At 69.0% G+C, this 23,839-nt stretch carries 27 protein-coding genes and 1 tRNA gene; 15 read left to right on the top strand and 13 right to left on the bottom strand.

The features are described 5' to 3' along the window. Positions 1–10: 10 nt before the first annotated feature. Positions 11–247 carry a DUF6356 family protein gene (locus FRZ32_RS10825; RefSeq protein ID WP_147043512.1) on the bottom strand — a complete coding sequence of 79 codons (237 nt, stop codon included), beginning with the start codon at positions 245–247 and terminating at the stop codon, positions 11–13. A 96-nt stretch (positions 248–343) separates the two neighbouring features. Between FRZ32_RS10825 and dapB the strand changes: the two genes are divergently transcribed. The 4 genes from dapB to nth are packed head-to-tail and all read left to right on the top strand — an operon-like array spanning position 344 to position 4,131. Beyond that, the gene (gene dapB, locus FRZ32_RS10820) at positions 344–1,102 is read left to right on the top strand and encodes a 4-hydroxy-tetrahydrodipicolinate reductase (protein WP_147044434.1); all 759 of its coding nucleotides are present in this window, start codon (positions 344–346) and stop codon (positions 1,100–1,102) included. Further along, positions 1,095–2,414 carry an APC family permease gene (locus tag FRZ32_RS10815; protein ID WP_205008262.1) on the top strand — a complete coding sequence of 440 codons (1,320 nt, stop codon included), beginning with the start codon at positions 1,095–1,097 and terminating at the stop codon, positions 2,412–2,414. Before dapB ends, FRZ32_RS10815 begins: the two co-directional genes overlap by 8 nt. Next, positions 2,411–3,487 carry a pyridoxal phosphate-dependent aminotransferase gene (locus FRZ32_RS10810; protein ID WP_147043511.1) on the top strand — a complete coding sequence of 359 codons (1,077 nt, stop codon included), beginning with the start codon at positions 2,411–2,413 and terminating at the stop codon, positions 3,485–3,487. Before FRZ32_RS10815 ends, FRZ32_RS10810 begins: the two co-directional genes overlap by 4 nt. Beyond that, on the top strand, positions 3,484–4,131 hold the full coding sequence (nth, locus tag FRZ32_RS10805) for an endonuclease III (protein ID WP_147043510.1): 648 nt from the start codon (positions 3,484–3,486) through the stop codon (positions 4,129–4,131). The genes FRZ32_RS10810 and nth overlap by 4 nt, the downstream gene beginning before the upstream one ends. A 10-nt stretch (positions 4,132–4,141) precedes the next feature. Here nth and FRZ32_RS10800 read toward each other — a convergent pair. From FRZ32_RS10800 to glmU, 5 genes are all read right to left on the bottom strand, one after another. Then, positions 4,142–4,218: transfer RNA gene (locus tag FRZ32_RS10800), tRNA-Arg, on the bottom strand. A gap of 81 nt (positions 4,219–4,299) precedes the next feature. Then, positions 4,300–4,746 (bottom strand): hypothetical protein, encoded by a 447-nt coding sequence (locus FRZ32_RS10795; RefSeq protein ID WP_147043509.1) that lies wholly within the window; start codon positions 4,744–4,746, stop codon positions 4,300–4,302. A gap of 252 nt (positions 4,747–4,998) precedes the next feature. Further along, the gene (locus FRZ32_RS10790) at positions 4,999–5,916 is read right to left on the bottom strand and encodes an NADP-dependent oxidoreductase (protein WP_147043508.1); all 918 of its coding nucleotides are present in this window, start codon (positions 5,914–5,916) and stop codon (positions 4,999–5,001) included. Positions 5,917–5,942: 26 nt separating this feature from the next. After that, entirely contained in the window at positions 5,943–7,784 is a 1,842-nt protein-coding gene (gene glmS / locus FRZ32_RS10785; RefSeq protein ID WP_147043507.1) for a glutamine--fructose-6-phosphate transaminase (isomerizing), read from the bottom strand. A gap of 105 nt (positions 7,785–7,889) precedes the next feature. Next, positions 7,890–9,248 carry a bifunctional UDP-N-acetylglucosamine diphosphorylase/glucosamine-1-phosphate N-acetyltransferase GlmU gene (gene glmU / locus FRZ32_RS10780; protein WP_147043506.1) on the bottom strand — a complete coding sequence of 453 codons (1,359 nt, stop codon included), beginning with the start codon at positions 9,246–9,248 and terminating at the stop codon, positions 7,890–7,892. Between the two features lie 60 nt (positions 9,249–9,308). On the opposite strand from glmU, the gene gph reads away from it, so the two are divergent. Next, positions 9,309–9,971 (top strand): phosphoglycolate phosphatase, encoded by a 663-nt coding sequence (gene gph / locus FRZ32_RS10775; protein WP_147043505.1) that lies wholly within the window; start codon positions 9,309–9,311, stop codon positions 9,969–9,971. 3 nt (positions 9,972–9,974) lie between these two features. Here gph and FRZ32_RS10770 read toward each other — a convergent pair whose 3' ends face one another. The 5 genes from FRZ32_RS10770 to FRZ32_RS10750 form a co-directional block, all read right to left on the bottom strand. Beyond that, complete coding sequence (locus FRZ32_RS10770) at positions 9,975–10,808, bottom strand: hypothetical protein (protein ID WP_147043504.1); 834 nt, start codon at positions 10,806–10,808, stop codon at positions 9,975–9,977. A gap of 100 nt (positions 10,809–10,908) precedes the next feature. Next, a complete protein-coding gene (locus FRZ32_RS10765) occupies positions 10,909–11,910 on the bottom strand; it encodes a nucleotidyltransferase domain-containing protein (protein WP_147043503.1) in 1,002 nt (333 codons plus the stop codon). After that, positions 11,907–12,767, bottom strand: coding sequence for an HprK-related kinase A (locus FRZ32_RS10760; RefSeq protein WP_147043502.1), 861 nt, complete (start codon positions 12,765–12,767; stop codon positions 11,907–11,909). The genes FRZ32_RS10765 and FRZ32_RS10760 overlap by 4 nt, the downstream gene beginning before the upstream one ends. Then, the gene (locus FRZ32_RS10755) at positions 12,764–13,042 is read right to left on the bottom strand and encodes an HPr-rel-A system PqqD family peptide chaperone (RefSeq protein ID WP_147043501.1); all 279 of its coding nucleotides are present in this window, start codon (positions 13,040–13,042) and stop codon (positions 12,764–12,766) included. Before FRZ32_RS10755 ends, FRZ32_RS10760 begins: the two co-directional genes overlap by 4 nt. Positions 13,043–13,059: 17 nt before the next feature. Beyond that, positions 13,060–13,464 (bottom strand): hypothetical protein, encoded by a 405-nt coding sequence (locus tag FRZ32_RS10750; protein WP_147043500.1) that lies wholly within the window; start codon positions 13,462–13,464, stop codon positions 13,060–13,062. Positions 13,465–13,573: 109 nt separating this feature from the next. On the opposite strand from FRZ32_RS10750, the gene FRZ32_RS10745 reads away from it, so the two are divergent. The 10 genes from FRZ32_RS10745 (at position 13,574) to FRZ32_RS10700 (ending at position 22,702) form a co-directional block, all read left to right on the top strand. Then, positions 13,574–14,845, top strand: a complete 1,272-nt coding sequence (locus FRZ32_RS10745; RefSeq protein WP_243445266.1) for an ATP-binding protein — start codon at positions 13,574–13,576, stop codon at positions 14,843–14,845. A gap of 33 nt (positions 14,846–14,878) precedes the next feature. Then, complete coding sequence (gene pstS, locus FRZ32_RS10740) at positions 14,879–15,919, top strand: phosphate ABC transporter substrate-binding protein PstS (protein ID WP_147043499.1); 1,041 nt, start codon at positions 14,879–14,881, stop codon at positions 15,917–15,919. Continuing rightward, on the top strand, positions 15,916–16,887 hold the full coding sequence (gene pstC / locus FRZ32_RS10735; RefSeq protein ID WP_147043498.1) for a phosphate ABC transporter permease subunit PstC: 972 nt from the start codon (positions 15,916–15,918) through the stop codon (positions 16,885–16,887). The genes pstS and pstC overlap by 4 nt, the downstream gene beginning before the upstream one ends. Then, positions 16,887–17,726: a phosphate ABC transporter permease PstA gene (pstA, locus tag FRZ32_RS10730; protein ID WP_147043497.1), complete on the top strand. Its 840-nt coding sequence runs from the start codon at positions 16,887–16,889 to the stop codon at positions 17,724–17,726. The genes pstC and pstA overlap by 1 nt, the downstream gene beginning before the upstream one ends. A 17-nt stretch (positions 17,727–17,743) precedes the next feature. Next, complete coding sequence (gene pstB / locus FRZ32_RS10725; protein WP_424141303.1) at positions 17,744–18,541, top strand: phosphate ABC transporter ATP-binding protein PstB; 798 nt, start codon at positions 17,744–17,746, stop codon at positions 18,539–18,541. 10 nt (positions 18,542–18,551) lie between these two features. Further along, the gene (gene phoU / locus FRZ32_RS10720; protein ID WP_147043495.1) at positions 18,552–19,262 is read left to right on the top strand and encodes a phosphate signaling complex protein PhoU; all 711 of its coding nucleotides are present in this window, start codon (positions 18,552–18,554) and stop codon (positions 19,260–19,262) included. After that, a complete protein-coding gene (gene phoB, locus FRZ32_RS10715; protein WP_147043494.1) occupies positions 19,255–19,953 on the top strand; it encodes a phosphate regulon transcriptional regulator PhoB in 699 nt (232 codons plus the stop codon). Before phoU ends, phoB begins: the two co-directional genes overlap by 8 nt. Positions 19,954–20,082: 129 nt before the next feature. Then, positions 20,083–20,394, top strand: a complete 312-nt coding sequence (locus tag FRZ32_RS10710; RefSeq protein ID WP_147043493.1) for a hypothetical protein — start codon at positions 20,083–20,085, stop codon at positions 20,392–20,394. A gap of 76 nt (positions 20,395–20,470) precedes the next feature. Continuing rightward, a complete protein-coding gene (locus FRZ32_RS10705; protein ID WP_147043492.1) occupies positions 20,471–21,364 on the top strand; it encodes an SDR family NAD(P)-dependent oxidoreductase in 894 nt (297 codons plus the stop codon). A 213-nt stretch (positions 21,365–21,577) separates the two neighbouring features. Continuing rightward, positions 21,578–22,702: a hypothetical protein gene (locus FRZ32_RS10700; RefSeq protein WP_147043491.1), complete on the top strand. Its 1,125-nt coding sequence runs from the start codon at positions 21,578–21,580 to the stop codon at positions 22,700–22,702. 58 nt (positions 22,703–22,760) lie between these two features. Here the strand turns inward: FRZ32_RS10700 and FRZ32_RS10695 are convergent, their stop codons facing one another. Both FRZ32_RS10695 and epsC read right to left on the bottom strand, forming a co-directional pair. Continuing rightward, positions 22,761–23,102: a DUF2794 domain-containing protein gene (locus FRZ32_RS10695; RefSeq protein WP_147043490.1), complete on the bottom strand. Its 342-nt coding sequence runs from the start codon at positions 23,100–23,102 to the stop codon at positions 22,761–22,763. Then, the gene (gene epsC, locus FRZ32_RS10690; protein WP_147043489.1) at positions 23,102–23,824 is read right to left on the bottom strand and encodes a serine O-acetyltransferase EpsC; all 723 of its coding nucleotides are present in this window, start codon (positions 23,822–23,824) and stop codon (positions 23,102–23,104) included. The genes FRZ32_RS10695 and epsC overlap by 1 nt, the downstream gene beginning before the upstream one ends. Positions 23,825–23,839 lie beyond the last annotated feature (15 nt).

Here is a 23,839-nt window from a genome sequence, read left to right as displayed (position 1 = left end):
GCCGCCGCGCTCAGATGATCGGGTGGCGTTCCCAGTTCACCTTGTCCGCCCGCCCGGTGAGGCGGCGGTTCAGCTTGCGCGTCGTGTCGCTGCCCGTCGTGACGCACAGGAACGGAAAGACGGCATGGACCAGGCAGGCCAGACCGCCGCCGATCATCCGCAGCCCGAATCCGGCGGCGGCCATAAAATGCTCGCCATAGCTCTCGCCGACTTCCCGCGGATGCCGAGTGAAGGGATTTTTTGCCATTCGAGTCCTCGTTTGAGCAACTTCTAACCCCTTTCGTTTCGGTCCGCCAGACGCACCCGCTTGCGATGTACGCAAGCCTCCCCCATGAAGCGGGGCATGACGCGGATCGGCATATTCGGGGTGACCGGACGGATGGGCCGGGCGATCGGCGAGGCGGCGTCGGCGCAGGGCGCGACCGTGGCCGGCGGCCTTGATCGCGAGGGCCGGGCGCACGGCGGCCCGGCGACGGCCGCGGCGCTGGCCGAGGCGAGCGACGTGCTCGTCGATTTCACCGCGCCGGATGCGCTCGCCGGCCATCTCGATCTTGCGCTGGCGGCCGGCAAACCGATCCTGATCGGCACGACCGGCCTCACCCCCGCGCATCACCAGCGCATTCGCGAGGCCGCGCGGCGGATCGCCGTGCTCCAGACCGCGAACACATCGATCGGGATCAACGTGCTTCGCTATCTGGTGCGCGAGGCGGCGCGGCGGCTGGGGCCGGACTGGGACGCCGAGATCGTCGAGATGCACCATCGTCACAAGCTCGATACGCCCTCGGGCACCGCCCTGCTGCTCGGCGCCGCGGTCAACCAGGGGCGCGGCGCGACGAGCGACGATGCGCTGAACCGCTTCGATCGGATGCAGGACGGGCCGCACGAGCGCGAGGAAGGCGGCGTCTACTACGCGTCGCTTCGCGGCGGATCGGTGGCCGGCGACCATGAGGTGATCTTCGCCGGCGAAGGCGAGCGGATCGAGCTTGGCCACCGGGCCGAGACCCGCGCCGTTTTCGCGACCGGCGCGGTCAGGGCCGCGCTCTGGCTCGCGGGCAGGCCCGCCGGTGTTTACACCATGCAGGACATGCTCGGGCTTGACTGACGCGTCGAAGATCGATGCCGCCACCGGGCTCGCGAGAAAGCTCGGCCTGTTCGATGCGACGATGATCGTGATGGGCGGGATCATCGGCTCCGGCATTTTCGTGAACCCGGCCGAGGTCGCCCGCCATGTCGCGACGCCGTCGCTGATCGTCGGCGCCTGGCTGATCGGCGGCGCGGTCGCCATCATCGGCGCGCTCGTCTATGCCGAGCTTGCCGCGCGGCGGCCGCAGGTGGGCGGCCAATATGCCTATATCCGCGACGCCTGGGGACCGGTGCCGGCCTTCCTCTACGGCTGGGGCCTGCTGCTCGTCATCCAGTCCGGCGGGATGGCGGCGGTCGCGATCACCTTCGCGCGCTATGCGACCGAACTGACCGGGACGGCGCTTCCCGAAGCCGGCCTCGCGGTCGCAGCGCTGGCGGCGCTCACCGCGATCAACTGCATGGGTGTCCGTTCGGGGAGCAATGTCCAAAGCTTCCTGATGCTGCTCAAGATCGCCGCGATCGCAATGCTGGTCGGCGCCGGCTTCCTCTTCGCCCCTGCCGCGCCGATGCCGCGCGCCGCGCCGGCCGAGCCGCTCGGCCTGCTCGCCGCGCTGACGCCGGTGATGTTCGCTTATGGCGGCTGGCAGACGGCAAGCTTCGTGGCGGGCGAGATGCGCGATCCGCGCCGTGATCTTGCGCGCGGCCTGCTGCTCGGCGTCTCCGGGGTGATCCTGCTCTATGCCGCGGTCGCCTTCGTCTGCGTCCACGCGCTCGGGCCGGAGGGGCTGGCTAGCTCGGCGACCCCGGCCTCGGACGTGATGCGCGTCGCGCTCGGCCCGCGAGGCGCCCAGCTGATCGCGCTCGGCATCGCCATCTCGGCCCTGGGCTTCCTCAGCCAGTCGATGCTGACCGCCCCGCGCGTCTATTTCGCGATGGCCGAGGACCGGCTCTTCTTCGAGCGAGTCGCGACCGTGAGCCCGCGCACCCGCGTGCCCACCGTCGCGATCCTCCTCCAGGGCGCGGTCGCCATCGTGATCGCGCTGTCCGGCGCCTATGGGCAGATATTGAGCTATGTGGTGTCGGTCGATTTCATCTTCTTCGGCCTCACCGGCGCGGCGCTGATCGTCTTCCGCCGCCGCCAGCCGGAGAGCGAGGGCTTTCGCGTCCCGCTCCACCCCTGGTCGACCCTGCTCTTCGTCGCCGCCTGCTGGATCATCGTCGCGGCGACCGTCGCGAGCCATCCGGTCAACAGCCTGATCGGCTTCGGCATCCTGGCGCTCGGCATTCCCGCCTGCCTCTACTGGCGGCGCAAGCAGAAGGCCGGCGCATGAGCGGACGGGTGCTGCAATCGGACTATATGCACTGGGCGAAAACGAGAGCGCCCGTGACCTACAACCTCGCCTCCAGCGAGGTGCCGCATTTCCGGCTCGACCGCTTCGCCATCGAGATTGCCGATCTCGAGCTCGATGGCGCGAGCCGCCACCGCGATCCGCCGCTGCGTGCCGCGATCGCGCGCAAGGCCGGTGTCGATGCGGCGCAGGTCGTCATGGCCGACGGCACGTCGATGGCGAACATGCTCGCAATGGCTGCCTTGGTCGGCCCGGGCGACGAGGTGCTCGCCGAGACGCCGGCCTATGAGCCGATGATCGCCACCGCCCGCTTCCTCGGCGCGGGCATAAGCAGCGTCGCCCGGCGCGCGCCCGATTTCCGGATCGATCCGGAAGCGATCGCCGCCGCGATGACGCCGCGAACGAAGCTGATCCTCCTCACCAATCTCCACAATCCCACAGGGGTCCTCGCGAGCGAGGCGGAGCTTCGCGCGATCGGCGAAATCGCGGCGAAGGCGGGCGCTTATGTGCTGGTCGACGAGGTCTATCTCGACGCCGCCGCGACGCCGCAGCGCAGCTGCGTCCATCTGGGCTCCCAATTCATCGCGACGGCGAGCCTCACCAAGGTCTATGGCCTGTCGGGCCTGCGCTGCGGCTGGATCCTCGCCGCGCCGGAGCTGGCCGAGAAGATCTGGCGGCTCAACGAACTGTTCGGCGTCTCGCAGGCCCATGCCGACGAGCGGCTTTCGACGATCGCGCTCGACCGGCTTGGCGAGGTCGCCGCCGACACGCCTGCCCTGCTCGCGCATAACCGCGCGCTCGTGAACGACTTTCTCGCCGGTCGCGACGATCTGGAGGCACCGCCGGTCGTCGGCGGCGTCACCTGCTTCCCGCGGCTGGTGCGCGGCAATGTCGACGCGCTCGATGGGCTGCTTCGCGCGCGCTACGACGCCGCGATCGTGCCCGGGCGCTTCTTCGGGCTCGCCGATCATTTCCGGCTCGGCTTCGGTCAGCCGACCGGGATCGTCGCCGGCGGGCTGGAGCGGCTCGGCGCGGCGCTGGATTCGCTGAGGTGAAGAAGGCCGACGTCGCGGAATTCTACCGCCGCCTCGCCGAGCGCAATCCGAACCCGGTGACCGAGCTTGAATCGGTCAATCCCTATACCCTGCTCGTCGCCGTGGTCCTCTCCGCCCAGGCGACCGACGCCGGCGTCAACCGCGCCACCCGCGATCTCTTCAAGGCCGTGACGACGCCCGAGCAGATGGTCGCGCTCGGCGAGGAGGGGTTGAAGCAGCACATCCGGACGATCGGCCTGTTCAACACCAAGGCGAAGAATGTGATCGCGCTGTCGAAGGCGCTGATCGCCGATCATGGCAGCCAGGTGCCGGCCGATCGCGATGCGCTGCAGAAACTGCCCGGCGTCGGCCGGAAGACCGCCAACGTGGTGATGAACGTGGCTTTCGGGGCGGAGACCTTCGCCGTCGACACCCATGTCTTCCGCGTCGCCAACCGCACCGGCCTCGCGCCCGGCAAGACGGTCGAGAAGGTCGAGGCCGCGCTCGACAAGGTCACGCCCGCGCCCTGGCGGGTCACCGCGCACCACCTCTTGATCCTGCACGGCCGCTATGTCTGCAAGGCCCGCCGCCCCGAATGCTGGCGCTGCGTGGTCGCGGACCTGTGCGCCTACAAACCCAAGACCCCGCCGCCGGCCGACGCCTGAGGAAGGCGGGTGGCGCACCCAAGAGGATTCGAACCTCTGGCCTCTGCCTTCGGAGGGCAGCGCTCTATCCAGCTGAGCTATGGGTGCATTCGCGCCGGAGCGGGGCGCTTAGCAAAGCGGCGCCAAAGGGGCCAGCCCCTTGTTCACGATGTTGGCGACCAGATCGGATCACCGGTTCGGGGGGAAGTTGCGGCGCCTGCTTCCGTTTCGGCTCCCAATCAGACGCGTCAACTGGCGCACTTCGTTCGCACGATGCCTGAGAACGCCAGAATTGCCGCAATTGCTTGAGACCAGAACGGCGTGGCCAAGATCGTCATGTCCATTGAAAACGAAAATCAGATAGTCTTCTCCCACGGCCATAGGTGTCCGAGCGGTGCTATTCTCGCTGAAGATCGTCAGGAGCCGGGTCGGCTGGCCCTTGAAAACACGATTCACTCGAACGCGATAGTTCGCGCCCAGATAAGGGTCGAAGCCGCCGGGCATCGAGCCAAAGGTCAGGTGACCATGAAGCCGGGTCGGCCTCCCCGTTTCATCCAGCCAAGTCTCGCTCAACACACGTGCCGCAACAACATAGCGAGCCTGCGCGAGTTCGCCACGAAGCGAGTAATCTACCATTTCAGGTATACAGGTTGCGGAGGTTGGCGTTGTCGCGGCGCTGCACCCGACTAGGGCCAAGGCAATGTAAATCACAGTTCGCATGGCCAACGGTATAGCGGATATGCTTGCGAGAATAAGAAAAATCCGAAGCGGCCTGCGTGCCGAATCGAAAGACCATTATTCCACCGTCACGCTTTTCGTCAGGTGCCTCGGCTGATAGACGTCGATGCCCTTCGCCCCACTCTTGGCGAGGCATGCCGCGACCGCCTCTCAGGCACGCGGCTGGATGATCGTCTTTCCCTTGCGCCGTCCGGTCGGATTGAAGGCGGCGACGGCGTCGTCGAGAGAGGCGACGGTGCCGATATTGGTCCGGAGCCGTCCGTCGCGCACCCGCGCCGCGATCTCCGCGAGCTGGGCGCGATCCGATTCGACCACGAAGTCGATCGCCCGGACGCCGGCGGGCAGGTCTTCGGGCGCGCCGACGATCGACACCAGAAGCCCGCCGGGGCGCAAAAGCCGTGCCGAGCGCGCCCCGATCTCGCCGCCGATCAGGTCGAAGACGAGATCGACCGTGCCGACCTCCTCCAGCGCCTGATGATCGAGATCGACGAACTCGTTCGCGCCAAACCCCATCGCCGTATCGCGATCGGCGGCGCGTCCGGTCCCGATTACATGGGCGCCGAATTCGTGCGCGAGTTGCGTCACCATCGATCCGACCGCGCCGGCCGCGCCGTGCGCGATCACCCGCTGCCCCGCCTTCAGCTGGCCGTGGACGATCAGCCCCTGCCAGGCGGTGAGGCCCGAAATCGGGAGGCTCGCGCCGGTCGTGAAATCGACATCGTCGGGCAGCGGCGCGAGATTGCGCGCCTCCACCGCCACCGTCTCCGCAAGCGTGCCGTCGCGATACCAGTCGGTGAGGCCGAACACCCTCTGCCCGACCGCCAGCCCGGTCGTGCCATAGCCGAGCGCGGTGACGACGCCGGCGAGCTCGTGCCCCGGAATCGTCGGCGTCCGATCGCGACCGAGGCGATCGGCCCAGGTCGACGGCCAGGCCAGCTCCGTGTTGACGAAGCCCGACGCGTGGACCTCCACGAGGACATCGTTGATCGCCGGCATCGGCGCGGGCCGCTCCACGAGCTTCATCCCTGCCGTCCCCGCCTTCGGGTCGGTCACCACGACGGCCTTCATCAACTTCTCCTCGTATCCCCGGCCGCTCACTCCACCGTCACCGATTTGGCGAGGTTGCGCGGCTGATCGACGTCGGTGCCCTTGGCGACCGCGACATGATAGGCGAGCAGCTGCACCGGCACCGCATAGACGAGCGGTGCGATCAGCGGGTGGACCTTCGGCATCTCGATCGTCGCGATCGGGCCGTCGCCGGCGGCGGCAAGCCCCTCGGCATCGGAGATCAGCACCACCTGCGCGCCGCGCGCCATCGCCTCCTGCATGTTGGAGACGGTCTTGTCGAACAGCGGACCCGACGGCGCGAGCACGATCAGCGGGACGGAATCGTCGATCAGCGCGATCGGCCCGTGCTTCATCTCGCCCGAGGCATAGCCTTCGGCGTGGATGTAGCTGATTTCCTTGAGCTTCAGCGCCCCTTCGAGTGCCAGCGGATAATCCGGCCCGCGGCCGAGATAGAGGACATCGCGGGCGGCGGCGATCGTGTGCGCCATCGCCTGGATCTCCTCATCATGCTCGATCGCAGCGTTGAGCGCGGCGGGGGCCTCGACGAGATGGCGGACGATCTCGCGCTCCTCGTCGCGCGTCAGCCGCCCCTTGGCGCGGGCCAGGTTCACCGCGAGTGCGGCCATCACGGCAAGCTGGCAGGTGAAGGCCTTGGTCGAGGCGACGCCGATTTCCGGCCCGGCATGGGTGGGAAGCAGCAGATCGACCTCGCGCGCCATCGAGCTGGTCGGGACGTTGATGATCCCGGCCGTGGTGACTGCGTTCGCCCTCATGTGGCGCAGCGCCGCGAGCGTGTCGGCGGTCTCGCCGGACTGGGAGACGACGACCCCCAATGTGTTCGACAGCAGCACCGGATCGCGGTACCGGAACTCGCTCGCGACATCGACCTCGACGGGCACGCGCGCGAACCGCTCGATCCAATATTTGCCGATCATCCCGACATAGGAAGCGGTGCCGCAGGCGACGATAGCGACCCGCTCGATCGACTTCAGATCGAAATCCATGTCGGGGAGCGCCACCTGCTCCTCCAGCGGGCGCAGATAGGAACCGAGCGTCTGGGCGACGACGACTGGCTGCTCGTAAATCTCCTTCTGCATGAAGTGGCGGTGATTGCCCTTGTCGATGAGCTGGCCAGAGGCGCCGCTGTTCACGATCTCGCGCGTCACCGGGTTGTTGTCGCGATCGAAAATCTCGACCGACTCGCGGGTGACGCAGGCCCAGTCGCCCTCCTCCAGATAGGCGATGCGCTGGGTCAGCGAGGCGAGCCCGATCGCGTCCGATCCGATATAATTCTCGCCCCTCCCATTTTCGTCTTTGGCGCCATAGCCGACGGTGAGCGGCGCGCCGAGCCGGGCGGCGATCAGCAGATCGGGATCGGTGCGGAACAGGAACGCGATGGCGAACGCGCCATGAAGGCGCGGCAGCACCGCGGCGACCGCCTCGCGCGGCGCCCTTCCCCGCTCCACCTCGCGCGCGACGAGATGGGCGACAACCTCGGTATCGGTCTGGCTTGCGAAGGTCCGGCCTTCGGCGACCAGCTCGTCGCGGAGCGGCTTGAAATTCTCGATGATGCCGTTGTGGACGATCGAGACGTCGCCGACGATGTGCGGATGGGCATTGTCCTCGGTCGGCGCCCCATGCGTCGCCCAGCGCGTATGGGCGATGCCGATGGCGCCCGGAAGGGGGCTTTCGGCGAGCCGCCGGGCGAGATTGCCGAGCTTGCCCTCGGCCCGCCGCCGATCGATCCGCCCGTCATGAAGCGTCGCGATGCCGGCGCTGTCATAACCGCGATATTCGAGCCGCCTCAGCCCGTCGAGCAGCCGCGCCGCGACGTCTTCCTTGCCGACGATTCCGATGATCCCGCACATAATCCTGCTCCGTCATTCCCGCGCACGCGGGAACCCAGCGTCCCTTCGCCAATCGCTTTCAGGGAGAAAGCGGCTCCCCCGCTTTCGCGGATGCGGCGAATGGGCTCAATTGGGTTTGCTCTTCTTTCTCGCCGCCATGATCTCGCGGAATTTGAGCGCGAAGCCGGGCTTTTCAACCTGTTTCCCGCGCGCGATGGCAAGCGCGTCCTCGGTGACGTCGGCCGTGACGACCGAGCCGGCGGCGACGATCGCGCCGGGCCCGATCCTGACCGGCGCGACCAGCGCCGAGTTGGAGCCGATGAAGGCGCCCGCGCCGATCTCGGTGCGGTACTTGAAGAAGCCGTCATAATTGCAGGTGATCGTGCCGGCGCCGATATTCGCGCCCGCCCCGACATCGGCATCGCCGATATAGGAAAGATGGTTGGCCTTCGCGCCGGCGCCGAGCACCGCTTTCTTGATCTCGACGAAATTCCCGACCTTCGCCGCCGCGCCGATACTGGCGCCGGGGCGCAGCCGCGCATAGGGGCCGATCTCCGCCCCCGCCCCGATCGTCGCGCCCTCGATATGGGAGAATGCGCGGATCCGCACCTGATCGCCGACGCTCACACCGGGGCCGAAGAAAACATTCGGTTCGACAAGCACATCTCGGCCGAGCTTCGTATCGAAACTGAACCAGACTGTCTCAGGGGCAATCAGGCTGACGCCGTCGGCCATCGCGTCGGCACGCCGCCGCGCCTGCCAGGCGGCCTCGGCCGCGGCAAGCTCGGCGCGGCTGTTGATGCCGGTCACTTCGGCGGCGTCGGCCTCGATCGCCGCGGAAGCCCGGCCGTCGGCGGCGGCGATCATCACGATGTCGGGCAGGTAATATTCGCCCGCCGCATTGTCGTTGCCGACGCGCGCAAGCAGCGGCCAGAGGTCCGCCGCGCGCACCGCCATCAGGCCCGAATTGCACAGGCCGATCGCGCGCTCGGCGTCGCTCGCGTCCTTATATTCGACCATCTTCGCGATCGTGCCGTCCTCGGCCGCGACGATGCGCCCATACTGGGCCGGATCGTCCGGCCGAAAGGCGAGGACGACCGCCGCGGGCCGGTCCCCGGCCTCCAGCCGATCGAGCATCCGCCGCATGGTCTGCGCGCCGACGAACGGCACGTCGCCGTAGAGGATGAGGACATTGCCCGCGAAGTTAGCCAACGCGTGTTGCGCCTGCTGCACAGCATGGGCGGTGCCGTGCTGCGGATCCTGGATCGCGACCACGCCGCCGAACGCCGCGACCAGTGGCTGGACCTGCTCCGCCTTGTCGCCGACCACGACCACCGTCTTCGCCGGCTCGAGTTCCGCCACGCTGGCGAGAAGGTGGCCAAGCATCGGCCGGCCGGCAATCGGATGCATCACCTTGTGCAGATCCGATTTCATCCGCGTGCCCTTGCCGGCGGCGAGGATGATGGCGGCGACGGGCGTGGTCATGGAGCGCGCACTGCCACGGAACGCTTGCCATTTCCATAGCCGCCGGGAAGAGCGGGGCGAATGGCGCGCATCCCTTTCGACATCGTCCTCTTCGATCTCGACGGCACCCTGGTCGACAGTTCCGGCGATCTGGCCGCTTCGCTCAACCATGTGCTCAAGGCGATGGGGCGGCCGGTCGTCGATCTGGAGACGGTGAAACGCCTCGTCGGGCGCGGCGGCCGCGTGCTGATCCGCGAGGGACTGGCGCTGAGCGGCGAATCGAGCGAGGCGCTGGTCGACGAGGGCTATCCGATCTTCCTCGAACATTATGCCGCGCACATCTGCGACCACACCCGGCCTTATCCGGGGGTCGAGGCCGCGTTGGACGCGCTCGTGGCGGCTGGCGCATCGCTCGCGATCTGCACCAACAAGCCCGAGCGGCTGACCCACCTGCTGATCGACGCGCTCGGCTGGCGCGGGCGTTTCGGCGCAATCGTCGGCGCCGACACGCTCGCCGTGCGCAAGCCCGATCCGGCGCCGGCACGCGAAGCCATTGCCCGCGCCGGCGGCGGGCGCGCGGTGTTCATCGGAGATTCGATCACCGACGCCGAAACGGCGCGCGCCGCCGGGCTGCCCTTCGTCGCTGTGAGCTTCGGCTTTGCCGACCGCCCCGCCGAAGCGCTCGGCGCCGACGCGGTGATCGATCGCTACGCGGCGCTCGCCGAGACGCTCGCCGCGCTTTGAGCCTCAGTGGCCCCGGCTGCCGAGGCGATTGCCGTTCTGGTCGTCGTCATCCGAGCCCGCCCGGCGACGATCATTCGAGCGGCGATCGTTCTGGGTGCGGTCGGTCCCGGCGCCGGGGCGGCGACCGTCGTTCCCGCCGGCGTTCGGGCGGTGATCGGCGTTGTTGCCGGCGTTGGGACGGTGATCGCCGTCGGGACGCGCATGATCGCCGTCGTGCCGATTGCCGTCATTCGCGTCGGGGCGACCCGGCCGGTTGCGGTCTGGCGTCGGGCGCGAAGGCGCGCGCTGCGCCTCCTCGCGTTCGCGGCGCGACTGCTGCGCCAGCCGCTCAGCCTCCGCGCGGCGCGCGGCATCGACCTGCGCGGCATGGCCGGATCGGTCATAGGCGCGCCGCGGCTGGCCACCCGAATAAGCGAAGCCGCGATCGCCCTGCTGGACGTAGAAGGGCGCGCTCTCGCCGGGGCGGAAATAGGAGACCCGCGTGCCATCGCGCGAGGCGGTGCGGATGATCTGGCCGTTGCGGCGCCATGCCCACCCGTCCTGATAGGGCACGCGCTCGACACTGCTGTCCTGGGCAATCTCGGCCGCGACCTGCGTCGCCTGGACGAGCGGCGCGGCATCGTCGGCGCTGAGATCGTTGGGCGGCGCAGGCAGCGGCGCGACCTCGGCGCTGGCATCGCCCTCGTCGATATTCTCCGCCGCCATTTCGTCGTTCGCGATGGTGTCGTTGGCGGTGAGATCGGCGTTGGCGGCAACATTGTCGCTCGACGCCGCGCCATTGCAGGCAGACATCGCAAGGAGGATGGCGAGAGGCGGCAAAAGGCGGACAGGCTTCATCATTCGCTCCTGGGTTGATCGGCGGCAAACGTACGAAGGGCCGATCGGGTCCGTCGCGAGTGAATGAGACCGACGTCGCGCTGACGCGACGAAGCGCGCGTCAGCGCCTCGCCTTGACCCACAAATGCCGCGCCAGCATCGCCGGTGGCATCCGCAGCCAGTGCGAGCGCACGTAAAAGGCGAAGCGGAGCAGCGGCCGGCGCGGCTGGCCCCAGCCGTTGCGGGCGAGCAGGCGCGCTTCGAACAGGCGGTCGGCGATGCGATCGCGGCCCGCCAGGCCTCGGTCGATCGGACTGCCGTAGAGGCGCGCGGCGAGCCGGAGGGCGCGCGCGGTGGACCGCCGGAGCTGGTGGAGATCCGCGCGGGCAGCGAGCTGCGCGCGGAAGGCCGCCGAATCGAACTGGCGAAGCAGCCGATCGATATCCCAGAGATTGCGAAGCCCGCCGGCGAGATCGCCGTCCGCGAACAGGTGCGCGGCGGCGTGGATCACCATGTCGGCGGGGGCAAGGATGCGAAGGCCGGATTCGAGCGCGACGCTGTCGGCGATCAGCGCCCTTGCGTCCGGCGTCGGCCGCGCCGTGGGGGGCAGGATCGTGTGGTGGACGTCGATCATCCGATCGCGGTCGCGGTGGATCAGCGGCGGCAGCTCGTGCATCCAGCGGCGGTAATAGAGATCGTCATAGCCGTCCGCCTCCTTCATCCGCTCCCAGCCGGCGGCGAGCAGGGCCGCTTCGACCTGCGCCATCCTCTCGCGCGGGACAAGGATATCGAGATCGCCGACGCTGCGGCCGGCGGCCGCGGCGAGGTTCGCGGCGTGGAAGGCCGTCCCCTTGAGCAGCACGACCGGCACCCCGAGCGGGGCGAGCGCCCGGCGGGCCATTTCGGCCTCCCACAGCGCCCGCGTCCGCTGATGCGCGCTCTCGCGGCGGGCGGCGGCGAGGATTTGCGTGGTTTTGCGGGGAAGCGCGTGGTTCCGGAGCCGTTCGGCGAGGCTTCCGAGCAGTTGTTCGGCGCGCGCGGCGGCAATCAGTGCCGACCAGTCGGGATCGGCGAGCGAGCCCGGATCGCGGAGCGCCGAAACGAGGAGCCGCCCGGCGCTCATGCCGCTTCGGCCCACAAGGTTTCGACCAGATCGACCGCGCTCGCCGTGTCGGGATAGTCGATCGCCGCCGCCGGCGTCGCGACGAGCCGGGTCAGCGCATCGAAGCCGGCCTGGCCGAGCGCGACATAATTGGTCGAGGCCTGGGTGAGGCGCATGAAGATTTCCGCCGGACCGACCGCGCGCGCCGCCGCCGCCTCGCCGAAGCGAGGGAAGAGGATCAGCGCGGGTGACGCCGGCACGTCCATCCGCGCCAGCGCCTGCGCGTTGGGCCGGAGGTGCCGGATCGCGCCCTTGGGGGTGCCTTCGAGACGGGGGCCGAAGCGGGCGGAGTCGACCTCCCCTTCCATCACCCGGATCGCGCCATTCTTCAGGCTGACGGCGCGCGGGAACGGATGGAGGGCGCCGCTTTCGGGATCGAGCAAAGCGAATTCGTCACCCATCAGCCGCCAGCCGCGCTCGCCGAGCAGGGCGGCGAGCGTCGACTTGCCAGCGCCCGATTCACCGGTGAGGATCAGCGCCCGCCCATCCTTCTCGACGCTCGCCGCGTGGAGCAGCAGCCAGCTTTTCTGGCCGAGCGCCATCTGGAGGTTCATTCCCATTTCGGCGGCGAGCAGGCCGTGGGCGAGCGCCATCGGCGCGGCATCGGGGAGGACATAATCGCCCTGGATCGCGACCGAGGGGCGCAGCCAGCGCCGCCACGGCTTTTCGGGCTCCAGCCGGACGGTGAAATCGCAAATGCCGTCCTCGGGGGCCGGATAGCCTTTATAGAGCGCGGCGAGGGCGTCGATCGGGCCGCGCCACGCGGAGCCGATGCGGAAGCCCACCGGGCCGATGCGAAGCGTGAGGCTGTGCTTCATGCCCGCCGCACCAGCCCCGCCGCCTCGAGCTCGCCAAGCCGGGCGCCGATCGCGGCGGCGGCATCGTCGCCCTCGACATCGAAATGCGCGGCGAGCCGGGCGAGCAATTCGGCGACGTCCGCCGGCCCCTCGCGAAGCGCGGCGAGGATTTCAGGGGCGGGCGACGCGACGATGTGGGTGGTGCCGGAAGGCACATGATAGAGGACCGACAGGCCGTCGAGCGCGACGGCGCGCACATCTTCCGGCGGATCGGCGAGGTAGCGGAGCGGGGCCACAAACGGCCTCGCGGGTTTCAGCGCGGCATCTGCAGCGAGGCGTAGCAGGTGAAACCGCTCATCCCCGCCTGCAGACGGCGAATATAGTTCGCATAAGCCTGGGCGGCGGCGGGATCGACGCCCGGCGGGGTCGAGCCGCGCAGCAGCACCTTCGCTTCCTCGCCGGTCAGCGGGCGGGCGAGCGGCGGCGCGGCGCCAGGGGTGCCGGGCGCGACCGGGCGCCCGTCCTGTCCGATATAGCTGCCCGCCGCCTGCGGCCCGGGCACCGGGATCTGGCAGGCCATGATCGATCCGGCCGTCTGGGCGAGCGCGGGGCGCACGGTGACAACCGTCGAGGCCGCGATCGCGCCGAGCGCGAGCACGGCGCGCCGGCTGGCGACGAACCCGTCGCCCTCCCCTTTCGTCTCGTCAGGACCGCTCATGGAAAATCCGATACACGCGCGCCGTTTAATAAGCGTAAAGCCGGGCCGAATCGAGCGAGGCGGGCCGGCTTGTCCCGCATCGGGACGGGTGGACGATGGGGCGCGAGGCGTGATCCGGACGATCGGTGCGGCGATGCTTGCGGTGGCCGGCGGCGTGATCGCGGTCGCGCTCGGCGCCCCCGTCCTCGCGGCGCTCGCCGCGCTGATCGCGGGGGCGCTCGCGATCGCTCTCCTCCCCCGCTTCCCCACGTCGCCAACACCGGCCCCGGCCGAGCCGGAGACGCCAGCCCGGGACACGGCGCCGGGGCTCGCCGAGCTCCTGCGCGCGATGGTCGAACCGATGCTGCTGGTCCGCGACCGGCGCGTGACCGCGGCCAACGACGCGGCGCGCGCGCTGCTCGGCGCCCATATCGAAGGGGAGGACGTCCGGCTTGCGATCCGTCATCCGGCCGCCGCCGAGCAGCTGTCGGGCCCGCGCGCCGAAGGGGAAGGCGGGACGAGCCGAACGGAGCTGATCGGCCTCGGCGAGGATCCGGGCCGGGCCTGGGCGATGATCGTGAGCCGGCTGAGCGACGGCAGCCGGCTGGTCCGGCTGACCGATCTCAGCCAGCTGCGCGCCGCCGAGCAGATGCGGGCCGATTTCGTCGCCAATGCAAGCCACGAACTGCGTACGCCGCTCGCCACGATCCTCGGCTTCATCGAGACCTTGCAGGACCCCGACACCGGCGGAGACGCCGAGACTCGCGACCGCTTCCTTCGCATCATGCTGGACGAGGCGACGCGGATGCGCGACCTCGTCGACGATCTCATGTCGCTGTCGCGGATCGAGGCGGACCGGTTCGCCGCGCCGCGCGATCCGATCGACGTCGTGCCGGTGATCGAGGATGCGCGCGCCAGCCTTTCCCAGCCGATCGCGGTGCGCGGCGCAACGCTGGCGGTGGAGCGCGAGACCGAATCGACCCATGTGCTCGGCGATCGCGCGCAGCTCGTCCAATTGTTCAGCAACCTGATCGCGAACGCGCTCAAATATGGCCGCGCGGATGCGCCCGTACGGGTGCGGATCGAGGACGGCGGCGGCGATCTCCTGCGCATTTCGGTGATCGACGAGGGCGAGGGGATCGCGCCCGAGCATCTGCCCCGCCTCACCGAGCGTTTCTACCGGGTCGATGCCGGCCGCAGCCGCGCCGCCGGCGGAACCGGCCTCGGCCTCGCCATCGTCAAGCATATCGTGCTGAGGCACCGGGGGCGGCTCGACATCCGATCGACCCTAGGCGTCGGCACCGAAGTGCGGGTCGATCTGCCGCGCGCCGGGCCATTGTCATCAAAGAGTCACGGCAAGGTCACACAAGCCCCCCGCAAGCGACCGAGTCGCTCGCGTTGACGGCGTCTCCCGACGGGAGCGCATGGAGGGCAAGTGGGATTGAGGCGTCTGATCGTTGCGGTGGCGCTCGCGCTCGCCGGGTGCGGCGGCGGCGGCGCTTCCGGCAATGGCGCCGGGGCTGGATCGGCGAACGACCTTACCGGCGCCGGATCGACATTCGTCTACCCGCTGATCGCCGCCTGGTCCGCGGACTATCACGACGCCTTCGGACGGCGGATCAACTACCAGTCGATCGGATCGGGCGGCGGGATCGCGCAGATCAAGGCGGGGACGGTCGATTTCGGCGCCAGCGACAAGCCGCTGCCACCCGACGAGCTGGCGCAGGCGGGCCTCGCCCAATTCCCGGTCGCGATCGGCGGCGTCGTTCCGGTCACCAATATCGAGGGGATCGGGCCGGGCCGGCTGCGCCTCTCCGGGCCGCTGCTCGCCGACATCTATCTCGGCCGGATCGCGCGCTGGAACGACCCGGCGATCGCGAGCCTCAACCCGGGCGTGGAGCTGCCCGACGCGGCGATCATCGTCATCCACCGATCGGACGGGTCCGGCACCAGCTTCAACTGGACCCATTATCTGTCGCAGGTGAGCCCGCAATGGCAGCGGGCCGTCGGCGAGGGAACGTCCGTGCCGTGGCCGACCGGGATCGGCGGCAAGGGCAATGAGGGCGTCGCCGCCTATGTCCGCCAGATCCCCAATTCGATCGGCTATATCGAATATGCCTTCGTCATCCAGAACCATATGAACTGGGCGGCCTTGCGCAACGCGGCGGGGCGGTTCGTCGCGCCGGGCACGGCGAGCTTCCAGCAGGCGGCCGCGAGCGCGGACTGGGCGAACGCGCCCGATTTCCACCTGGTGATGACCAACGCGCCGGGCGCCGATGCCTGGCCGATCACCGCGGCGACCTTTGTCCTGATGCACCGGCGGCCACGCGATCGCGGCCGCGGCCAGGCGTCGATCGACTTCTTCCGCTGGGCGATCGATCATGGCGAGGGGCGCGCGCGCGCGCTCGATTATGTGCCGCTGCCCGGTCCGCTGGCGCGACAGGTGGAAACCTATATCGAAAGCCGCATCCAGTGAGCGACGCCGCCCTTCCGATCCCGATCCGCGCAGCCGCGCGCGGCCGGGCCGGCGACCTTGCCTTCCGAATCGCGACGGCGGGCGCCGCCTGGCTCGTGCTCCTGCTCCTCGCCGGGGTCGCGGTGGCGATGGCCTGGGGCGGGCGCGAGGCCTTCGCGACCTTCGGCCCGCGCTTCCTCGCCAGCACGGAATGGAATGTCGTCGACGGCAGGTTCGGCGCGCTCGTGCCGATCTACGGGACGATCGCGACCTCGGCGATCGCGCTCGTCATCGCGGTTCCGGTCAGCATCGGCATCGCCTTGTTCCTGACCGACATCGCGCCGCGATGGAGCCGCGGGCCGATCGGGATCGCGATCGAGCTGCTCGCGGCGATCCCGAGCATCATCTACGGCATGTGGGGCCTGTTCGTGTTCGCGCCGTTCATGGCCATCCACGTCGAACCCTGGCTGATCGACCATCTCGGCCATGCGCCGCTGATCGGGCCGCTCTTTTCCGGGCCGCCGATCGGCATCGGCCTGCTCTCCGCCGGGATCGTGCTCGGCATCATGATCACCCCGTTCATCGCCGCGGTCGCGCGCGACGTGTTCAACGCGGTGCCGCAAGCGCTTCGCGAAGCGGCGGTGTCGCTCGGCGCGACGCGATGGGAGATATTGCGCCGGGTCACCCTGCCCTACACCCGATCGGCGATCGTCGGCGCGATCTTCCTCGGGCTCGGCCGCGCGCTCGGCGAGACGATGGCGGTGACCTTCGTGCTCGGCAACGCGCACGAGCTCAGCGCCTCGCTGCTGCTGCCGAGCAATTCGATCGCCGCCGCGATCGCCAACGAATTCACCGAGGCAGACACCGATCTCTACCGATCGTCGCTGATCGCCCTCGCCTTCCTGCTCTTCCTCGTCACCTTCATCGTCCTGGCGCTCGCCAAGCTGATGCTGCGCCGGATCGACCGCGAGCAGGGGCGGACGAACTGATGAACCGGATCGTCCTTCGCCGGAAGATGTTCGACTGGGCGGCGATCGCCTTCGCCGGCTTCGCGACCCTGTTCGGGCTGTTCTGGCTCGCCTGGATATTGTGGACGACGGTGAGCCAGGGCCTCGCCGCGCTGTCCCCTGCGATCCTGACCGAAATGACGCCGCCGCCGGGCCATGACGGCGGCCTCGCCAACGCATTCTACGGAAGCGCGGCGATGGTGCTGCTCGGCACGCTGATCGGCGCGCCGGTGGGGATCGCGGCCGGCACCTATCTTGCCGAACATGGCCGCCACACCCGGCTCGCGGCGAGCGTGCGGTTCATCAACGACATCCTCCTTTCCGCGCCGTCGATCGTCATCGGCCTTTTCGTCTACGAGCTGGTGGTGCGAACGAGCGGCCACTTTTCGGGCTATGCCGGAGCGCTGGCGCTGGCGATCATCCTGATCCCGATCGTGACCCGGACCAGCGACGAGGCGCTGCGGCTCGTCCCCAACCAGATGCGCGAGGCCGCCTTCGCGCTCGGCCTGCCGCGCTGGAAGGTGACGGCGCGAATCATCTACAAGGCCGCGGCGAGCGGGATCATGACCGGCGTGCTGCTCGCGCTCGCCAGGATCAGCGGCGAGACCGCGCCGCTCCTCTTCACCGCGCTCAACAACCAGTTCTGGAGCGCGGACCCCTCCGGGCCGATGGCCAACGTGCCGGTCGTGATCTTCCAATATGCGATGAGCCCCTATGACAATTGGCGCGCGCTCGCCTGGGCGGGGGCGCTCGTCCTCACCGCCTTCGTGCTCGCGCTCAACCTGCTGGTGCGGCTCGCCGCGCGAAAGGGACGCAAGTGATGAACGACATCGCCCCCATGATCGGCGCCGAGCCGACGGCCGGCGCGGCGGACGAGGCCCACCCTGCCAAGATCGCGATCCGCGGCCTCGATTTCCATTACGGGCGCCACCGCGCGCTGTGCGACGTCACCCTGTCGATCCCGGCCGGATCGGTGACCGCGATCATCGGCCCGTCCGGGTGCGGCAAATCGACGCTGCTCCGGACGATCAACCGCATCTACGAACTCTATCCGGACCAGCGCGCCACCGGCGAGATCCTGATCGACGGGAAGAATGTGCTCGACCGCGGCTACAGCCTTTCGGAGCTGCGCCAGCGCGTCGGCATGGTCTTCCAGAAGCCGACTCCGTTCGCGAGCTCGATCCGCGCCAATGTCGGCTTCGCGCTCGGCCATTACGAACGGCTGAGCCGATCGGAGACCGATGACAGGATCGAGGATGCGCTGCGCCAGGCGGCGCTGTGGGACGAGGTGAAGGACAAGCTCGGCGCGAGCGCGCTCTCGCTCTCGGGCGGCCAGCAGCAACGGCTGTGCATCGCCCGGACGATCGCGGTCCGGCCGGAGATTGTCCTGCTCGACGAGCCGACTTCGGCGCTCGACCCGATTTCGACCGCGAAGATCGAGGAGCTGATCCACGAGCTGCGCCAGCGCTTCACCATCGTCATCGTCACGCACAATATGCAGCAGGCGGCGCGGGTCAGCCAGCGCACCGCCTTCTTCCACCTCGGCAGCCTCGTCGAATATGGCGACACGACCGACATCTTCACCAATCCGAAGGCGGGCCGCACCAAGGATTACATCACCGGCCGCTACGGCTGAGGAGACCGACATGGCCAGCGGACATACAGTGAAGGCATTCGACGACGAGCTCGACGAGCTTCGCGCGACGATCGCGGAAATGGGCGGCCTCGCCGAGGCGGCGATCCGCGAGTCGATGGACGCGCTGGTCGCCCGCGACGACGCGGCCGCCGCCGCCATCGTCGAGCGGGACGCGCGGATCGACGCGCTGGAGACCGAGGTCGAGCGCATGGCCGTGCAGATCATCGCGCTGCGCGCGCCGATGGCGGACGACCTCCGCGACGTGATCGCCGCGCTCAAGATCGCAGGCGTGGTGGAGCGGATCGGCGATTATGCCAAGAACATCGCCAAGCGCGTCCCGAGCCTGGAGGATTCGAGGATCCGGCCGATCTCGCTGCTCCCCGAAATGGCGCGGATCGCCGGCGAGATGGTCCACAACGTGCTCGACGCCTTCGCGGCGCGCGATGCGGACAAGGCCGCCGCGGTGGTCGACCGGGATGCGGCGGTCGACGATTTCTACAATTCGATCTTCCGCGCGCTCCTGACCCACATGATGGAAAATCCCCACAATATCACACCGGCGACGCACCTCCTGTTCGTCGCCCGGAACCTGGAGCGGATCGGCGACCATGCGACCAATGTCGCCGAGATGGTCTATTTCGCGCGCACCGGCATCCATCTTGCCGAGCGCGTGCGCGGGGCCGACGCGGCCCGAATCGCGCCGGGGGACCTCGGTGCCTAAGGCACGGATCCTGCTGGTCGAGGACGACCGCGCGCTCGTCGAGCTGCTGACCTTCCATCTCGAGCGCGCCGATTTCGAGGTCGGGTCCACCGCCGACGGCGAGGACGCGCTCGTCATGGCGCGCGAGATGCCGCCCGATCTCGTCATCCTCGACTGGATGATCGAGGGGATCGCCGGGATCGAGGTGTGCCGGCGGCTGCGCCGGATCGACGAGACCGCGAACGTGCCGATCATCATGCTGACCGCGCGCGGCGAGGAGGCGGACCGCATCCGCGGGCTCGAGACCGGCGCCGACGATTATGTGACCAAGCCCTTTTCCCCGCGCGAGCTGGTGGCACGGGTCGGCGCGGTGCTCCGGCGCGTGCGGCCGGCCCTCGCCGGCGCAAGGCTGAGCTATGCCGATCTCGAAATGGACCTGGTCGGCCACAAGGTGAAGCGGGCCGGCGGCGCGGTGTCGCTTGGGCCGACCGAGTTCCGCCTGCTTCGCCATTTCCTCGAACATCCCGGGCGTGTCTTCTCGCGCGAGCGGCTGCTCGACGCGGTCTGGGGCCATGACAGCGACATCGAGCTGCGGACCGTCGACGTCCACATCCGGCGGCTTCGCAAGGCGATCAACGCCGGCGGGCAGGCCGACATCATCCGCACCGTGCGCAGCGCCGGTTATGCGCTCGACGCCGAAGGCCGGGCGTGACGCAGGAAAATCCGTTACGGACGGAGAAAAATCGGACGTTCGTCGTTTAGCCACTTGCCGTCCCTGCCATCCGCGGCAGGGAATGATCCGCAGCGCCCGGGCCCGGGCGCCGAAGCAAGGAGAACAGCGATGAAAGCTCTTCTGTTCGCCGCCGCATTGACGTTTGGCGGCGCCGCGATCGCGCAGGACACCCAGGCGCCCGACAACGGCTCGCCCGAGCGAGACGCCCGCGGGATTCCGGTGGTCTCCGCCCCCGCCTCCGCGCCCGCGGGCGCGAACCAGCCCGCGCCCTCGGGTGGCGGCCCGGTCGTGGTCGCCCCGAACCAGGCGCAGGTGTTCACGCCGCAGCCGGCCCAGGGCGAAGCGCCGCCCTGCACGCGCGAGGTGACCGATCATTGCACCCAGACCTATGAGGGCGGGCGCCATCGTCGCCCGCATTGATCACAAGGGCTTTTCGCCCGCCGGTTGATCTTTTACCCCGCTGGCCGGTTCATCCGGTTCAGCGGGGTTTTCAGTCATGACCATCTCTTTCGAAGGCCGCGTCGCGATCGTCACCGGCGCCGGCGGCGGCCTGGGGCGCGCTTATGCGCTCGAACTTGCAAGGCGCGGCGCGAAGGTCGTCGTCAACGATCTCGGCGGATCGCGCGACGGCACCGGCCATAGCGACGCGGCGCTGAAGGTCGTCGCCGAGATCGAAGCGGCGGGCGGCGAGGCCATGTCCGACGGCGGCTCCGTCACCGATTACGACCACATGGTCCGCATGGTCGAAAAGGCGAAGGAGCGCTGGGGCGGCGTCCATATTCTCATCAACAATGCCGGCGTGCTTCGCGACAAGAGCTTCGCGAAGATGGAGATGGAGGATTTCCGCTTCGTCGTCGATGTCCACCTCAACGGATCGGCCAATTGCACCAAGGCGGTGTGGGAGACGATGCGCGAACAGGCCTATGGCCGCATCCTGATGACGGCGAGCTCGACCGGGCTCTACGGCAATTTCGGGCAGGCCAATTATGGCGCGGCGAAGCTGGGCCTTGCCGGCTTTGCCAAGACGCTCGCGCTCGAAGGGCAGAAATACAATATCCACGTCAACACGATCGCGCCGACCGCGGCGACGCGGATGACCGAGGACATCTTTCCGCCGGCCCTGCTGGAGAAGTTCAGGCCGGAGCTGGTGGCGCCGGCCGCGCTCTACCTCGTCTCGCAGGACGCGCCGACCAACGCGATCCTGGGCGCCGGCGCCGGCGTGTTCCAGGCCGCCTATGTGACGCTGACCCGCGGCGTCGCGCTGGATGAGGCGACGCCCGAGGCGGTCGCCGCCCACTGGGCCGAGATCACGAGCCGCGACGGCGAGATCGTCCCGCAATCCGGGGCGGAACAGGCGATGACGATCATGCAGAGGCTGCAGGGCCAATAGGCCCTGAAAAGGCGGTGGAGCTCGGGCGCCGAAAGCCCCTCCACCAGCCGGTGGCTGGTCCCCCTCCCCATCGCCTTCGGCGACAGGGAGGATTGGGCGCCGACCCAATCCTGCCTGCGAAGCAGAGCTGCTCCACCGCCCTGTCGTCGGTTGGTGTATTGCTCGCATCACACACCTGTGCTATGCCTCCGCTCAAACAGAGGGAGGAGAGCCATGTATAGCGAGAGCGATCTCGAGGCCGCGGTGGCGGCGGGGGCGTTGACCGCCGAGCAGGCGGCGCGGCTTCGCGATTTCGTCGCCGGGACGCGCCAGACACCGGCGGTGGACGAGGAGAATTTCCGGCTGCTGACCGGGTTCAACGACATTTTCGTGGCAATCGCGGCGGTCATCCTGCTGGTCGCGGTCGGCTGGATCGGCCATTCGGTGCCGCCCCATGTCGATTATGACGGACCGACGCCGTTCATGGGCCTGTTCGTGGCCGCGACCGCCTGGGGCCTGGCGGAGTTCTTCACCCGCCAGCGGCGGATGGCACTGCCGAGCATCATCCTGCTGCTCGCCTTCGTCGGCGGCGTCGTCGCGACCGTCGGCTTCGGCCTGATCGCCGGGATCGGCGAGGATGCCTTCAACAACAATCCGACCGGCGGCACGCTGGTGATGGCCGCCAGCGCCGCCGCCGGCGCGATCGGCGCCTGGCTGCACTGGCGGCGCTTCCGCGTGCCGATCACCATCGCCGCCGCGACCGCGACCGTGGCCGGGCTCATCGTCGCGCTGATCGCCGCGGCGATCGCCGGCGGAACCGAGATGATCTCGGCCGCCGAACAGGAGCGGATGACCAACGTCCTGCTGGTCACCACCTTGGTGCTCGGCATCGCGACCTTCCTGTTCGCCATGTGGTGGGACGGATCGGACCGCACGCGCGAGACCCGGCGTTCCGACGTCGCCTTCTGGCTGCACCTGCTCGCGGCGCCAATGATCGCCCATCCCATCTTCGCGCTGCTCGGCCTGACCGAAGGCCATGTGTCGGGCGGCGGGGCAGTCATCGTGGTCGCGCTCTACATCCTGTTCGGGCTGGTCGCGCTGGCGGTGGACCGGCGGGCGCTGCTCGTCTCCGCGCTCGCTTACGTGCTCTACGCGCTCGACAGCCTGTTCCGCGATTATGGCGCGGTCGAACTCAGCGTCGCCTTCACCGCGCTCATCATCGGCTCGGCGCTGCTGCTGCTTTCGGCCTTCTGGCACAATGCCCGGCGCGCGGTCGTCCGGCCGCTGCCGGACGGGCTCAAGGGCCGGCTGCCGGTGCTGGATCGCGCCCCGGCGGCGATGGCGGCCGCAGCCGCCTGATCAAGCGCCAACCGAACCTCGCACCCCCTCCCGGCCCGACCGGGAGGGGCTTTTTTTTTCAGCCGTTGACGATCTTCAGCAGCCGCCGCTCCAGGGGGGCGAGCACCGGGCCGAGCTCATGGCCGCGCTTCAGCACTTGCCCGGCCTCGCCGATCAGCGCCCATTGTCCCTGTCGCGCGCGCAGCGCCGGGCGCTTTTCGATCCGATATTCGGGCCGCTCGGCGGCGCGGCGGAAGGCCCAGAAGCTCGCCGCATCGGGCCGGAACTCGATCGCATAATCCTTCCACAGGCCGGCGGCGACCATCCGGCCGTAGAGATCGACGATGCGATTGAGCTCGAACCTGTCGAAGCCGACCTGCCCTTCGCCTGTCGCGGCTGGAAAGGGCAGGACCGTGCCCATCAGGCGCGGCCCGACGTCTTGCCCGCGCCGCGGCCCCGGGCGGGCTTCTCCTCGCCCGCGTCGCGTTCGGCGAGCAGCTCCGCGATGCGCTTCCTCATCTGCTCGACCTCGCACTGGAGCAGCTCGAGCTTCTGCGTCGCCGGATCGTAGATTTCGGAGCAGGGCGTCCCGTAGGGCAGGAAGCGCGCGCCGCTGCTTTCGCCGGCATCGACGAGCGTGGAGCGCGCGGGGATGCCGACCATCGTGGCGCCGGGCGGCACATCCTTGGTGACGACGCTGTTGGCGCCGACCCGCGCCCGCTCACCGACGGTGATCGGTCCGAGCACTTGCGCGCCCGAACCGATGATCGCGCCGTCGGCGATCGTCGGGTGGCGCTTGCCGGCGACACCGTTGGTGGGATTGGTCCCACCGAGCGTCACCTGCTGGTAGATGGTGACATCGTCGCCGATCTCGGCGGTCTCGCCGATCACGACGAAGCCATGATCGATGAAGAAATTGCGGCCGATCTTCGCGCCGGGATGAATGTCGATCGCGGTCAGCATCCGCGCGACATGGTTGACCAGCCGCGCGAGGAAGAAGAGCTCCCCGCGAAACAGCCAGTGCGCGACGCGATGGAAGGCGAGCGCCCAGACGCCTGGATAAAGCAGGATCTCCCAACGCGAGCGCGGCGCGGGATCGCGCGCCTTGATCGAATCGAGATAGGCCAGAAGGCCGTCAAGCATCGGGTCCACCCTTTG

Source organism: Sphingosinicella ginsenosidimutans, from assembly GCF_007995055.1.
GTDB classification, from domain to species: Bacteria; Pseudomonadota; Alphaproteobacteria; order Sphingomonadales; family Sphingomonadaceae; genus Allosphingosinicella; species Allosphingosinicella ginsenosidimutans.
This window is presented reverse-complemented; position numbering and strand designations above follow the sequence as displayed.

Coding starts and splice junctions, on each gene's coding strand:
- glmU (WP_147043506.1), bottom strand. CDS start 9,248: ATGACCACGCCCGTCGCCGCCATCATCCTCGCCGCCGGCAAGGGCACG.
- glmS (WP_147043507.1), bottom strand. CDS start 7,784: ATGTGCGGGATCATCGGAATCGTCGGCAAGGAAGACGTCGCGGCGCGG.
- FRZ32_RS10760 (WP_147043502.1), bottom strand. CDS start 12,767: ATGAAGCACAGCCTCACGCTTCGCATCGGCCCGGTGGGCTTCCGCATC.
- pstB (WP_424141303.1), top strand. CDS start 17,744: ATGATCGGCGCCGAGCCGACGGCCGGCGCGGCGGACGAGGCCCACCCT.
- FRZ32_RS10700 (WP_147043491.1), top strand. CDS start 21,578: ATGTATAGCGAGAGCGATCTCGAGGCCGCGGTGGCGGCGGGGGCGTTG.
- FRZ32_RS10810 (WP_147043511.1), top strand. CDS start 2,411: ATGAGCGGACGGGTGCTGCAATCGGACTATATGCACTGGGCGAAAACG.
- phoU (WP_147043495.1), top strand. CDS start 18,552: ATGGCCAGCGGACATACAGTGAAGGCATTCGACGACGAGCTCGACGAG.
- gph (WP_147043505.1), top strand. CDS start 9,309: ATGGCGCGCATCCCTTTCGACATCGTCCTCTTCGATCTCGACGGCACC.
- FRZ32_RS10705 (WP_147043492.1), top strand. CDS start 20,471: ATGACCATCTCTTTCGAAGGCCGCGTCGCGATCGTCACCGGCGCCGGC.
- FRZ32_RS10770 (WP_147043504.1), bottom strand. CDS start 10,808: ATGAAGCCTGTCCGCCTTTTGCCGCCTCTCGCCATCCTCCTTGCGATG.
- FRZ32_RS10825 (WP_147043512.1), bottom strand. CDS start 247: ATGGCAAAAAATCCCTTCACTCGGCATCCGCGGGAAGTCGGCGAGAGC.
- dapB (WP_147044434.1), top strand. CDS start 344: ATGACGCGGATCGGCATATTCGGGGTGACCGGACGGATGGGCCGGGCG.
- FRZ32_RS10795 (WP_147043509.1), bottom strand. CDS start 4,746: ATGGTAGATTACTCGCTTCGTGGCGAACTCGCGCAGGCTCGCTATGTT.
- FRZ32_RS10710 (WP_147043493.1), top strand. CDS start 20,083: ATGAAAGCTCTTCTGTTCGCCGCCGCATTGACGTTTGGCGGCGCCGCG.
- pstA (WP_147043497.1), top strand. CDS start 16,887: ATGAACCGGATCGTCCTTCGCCGGAAGATGTTCGACTGGGCGGCGATC.
- FRZ32_RS10765 (WP_147043503.1), bottom strand. CDS start 11,910: ATGAGCGCCGGGCGGCTCCTCGTTTCGGCGCTCCGCGATCCGGGCTCG.
- FRZ32_RS10790 (WP_147043508.1), bottom strand. CDS start 5,916: ATGAAGGCCGTCGTGGTGACCGACCCGAAGGCGGGGACGGCAGGGATG.
- FRZ32_RS10695 (WP_147043490.1), bottom strand. CDS start 23,102: ATGGGCACGGTCCTGCCCTTTCCAGCCGCGACAGGCGAAGGGCAGGTC.
- FRZ32_RS10750 (WP_147043500.1), bottom strand. CDS start 13,464: ATGAGCGGTCCTGACGAGACGAAAGGGGAGGGCGACGGGTTCGTCGCC.
- epsC (WP_147043489.1), bottom strand. CDS start 23,824: ATGCTTGACGGCCTTCTGGCCTATCTCGATTCGATCAAGGCGCGCGAT.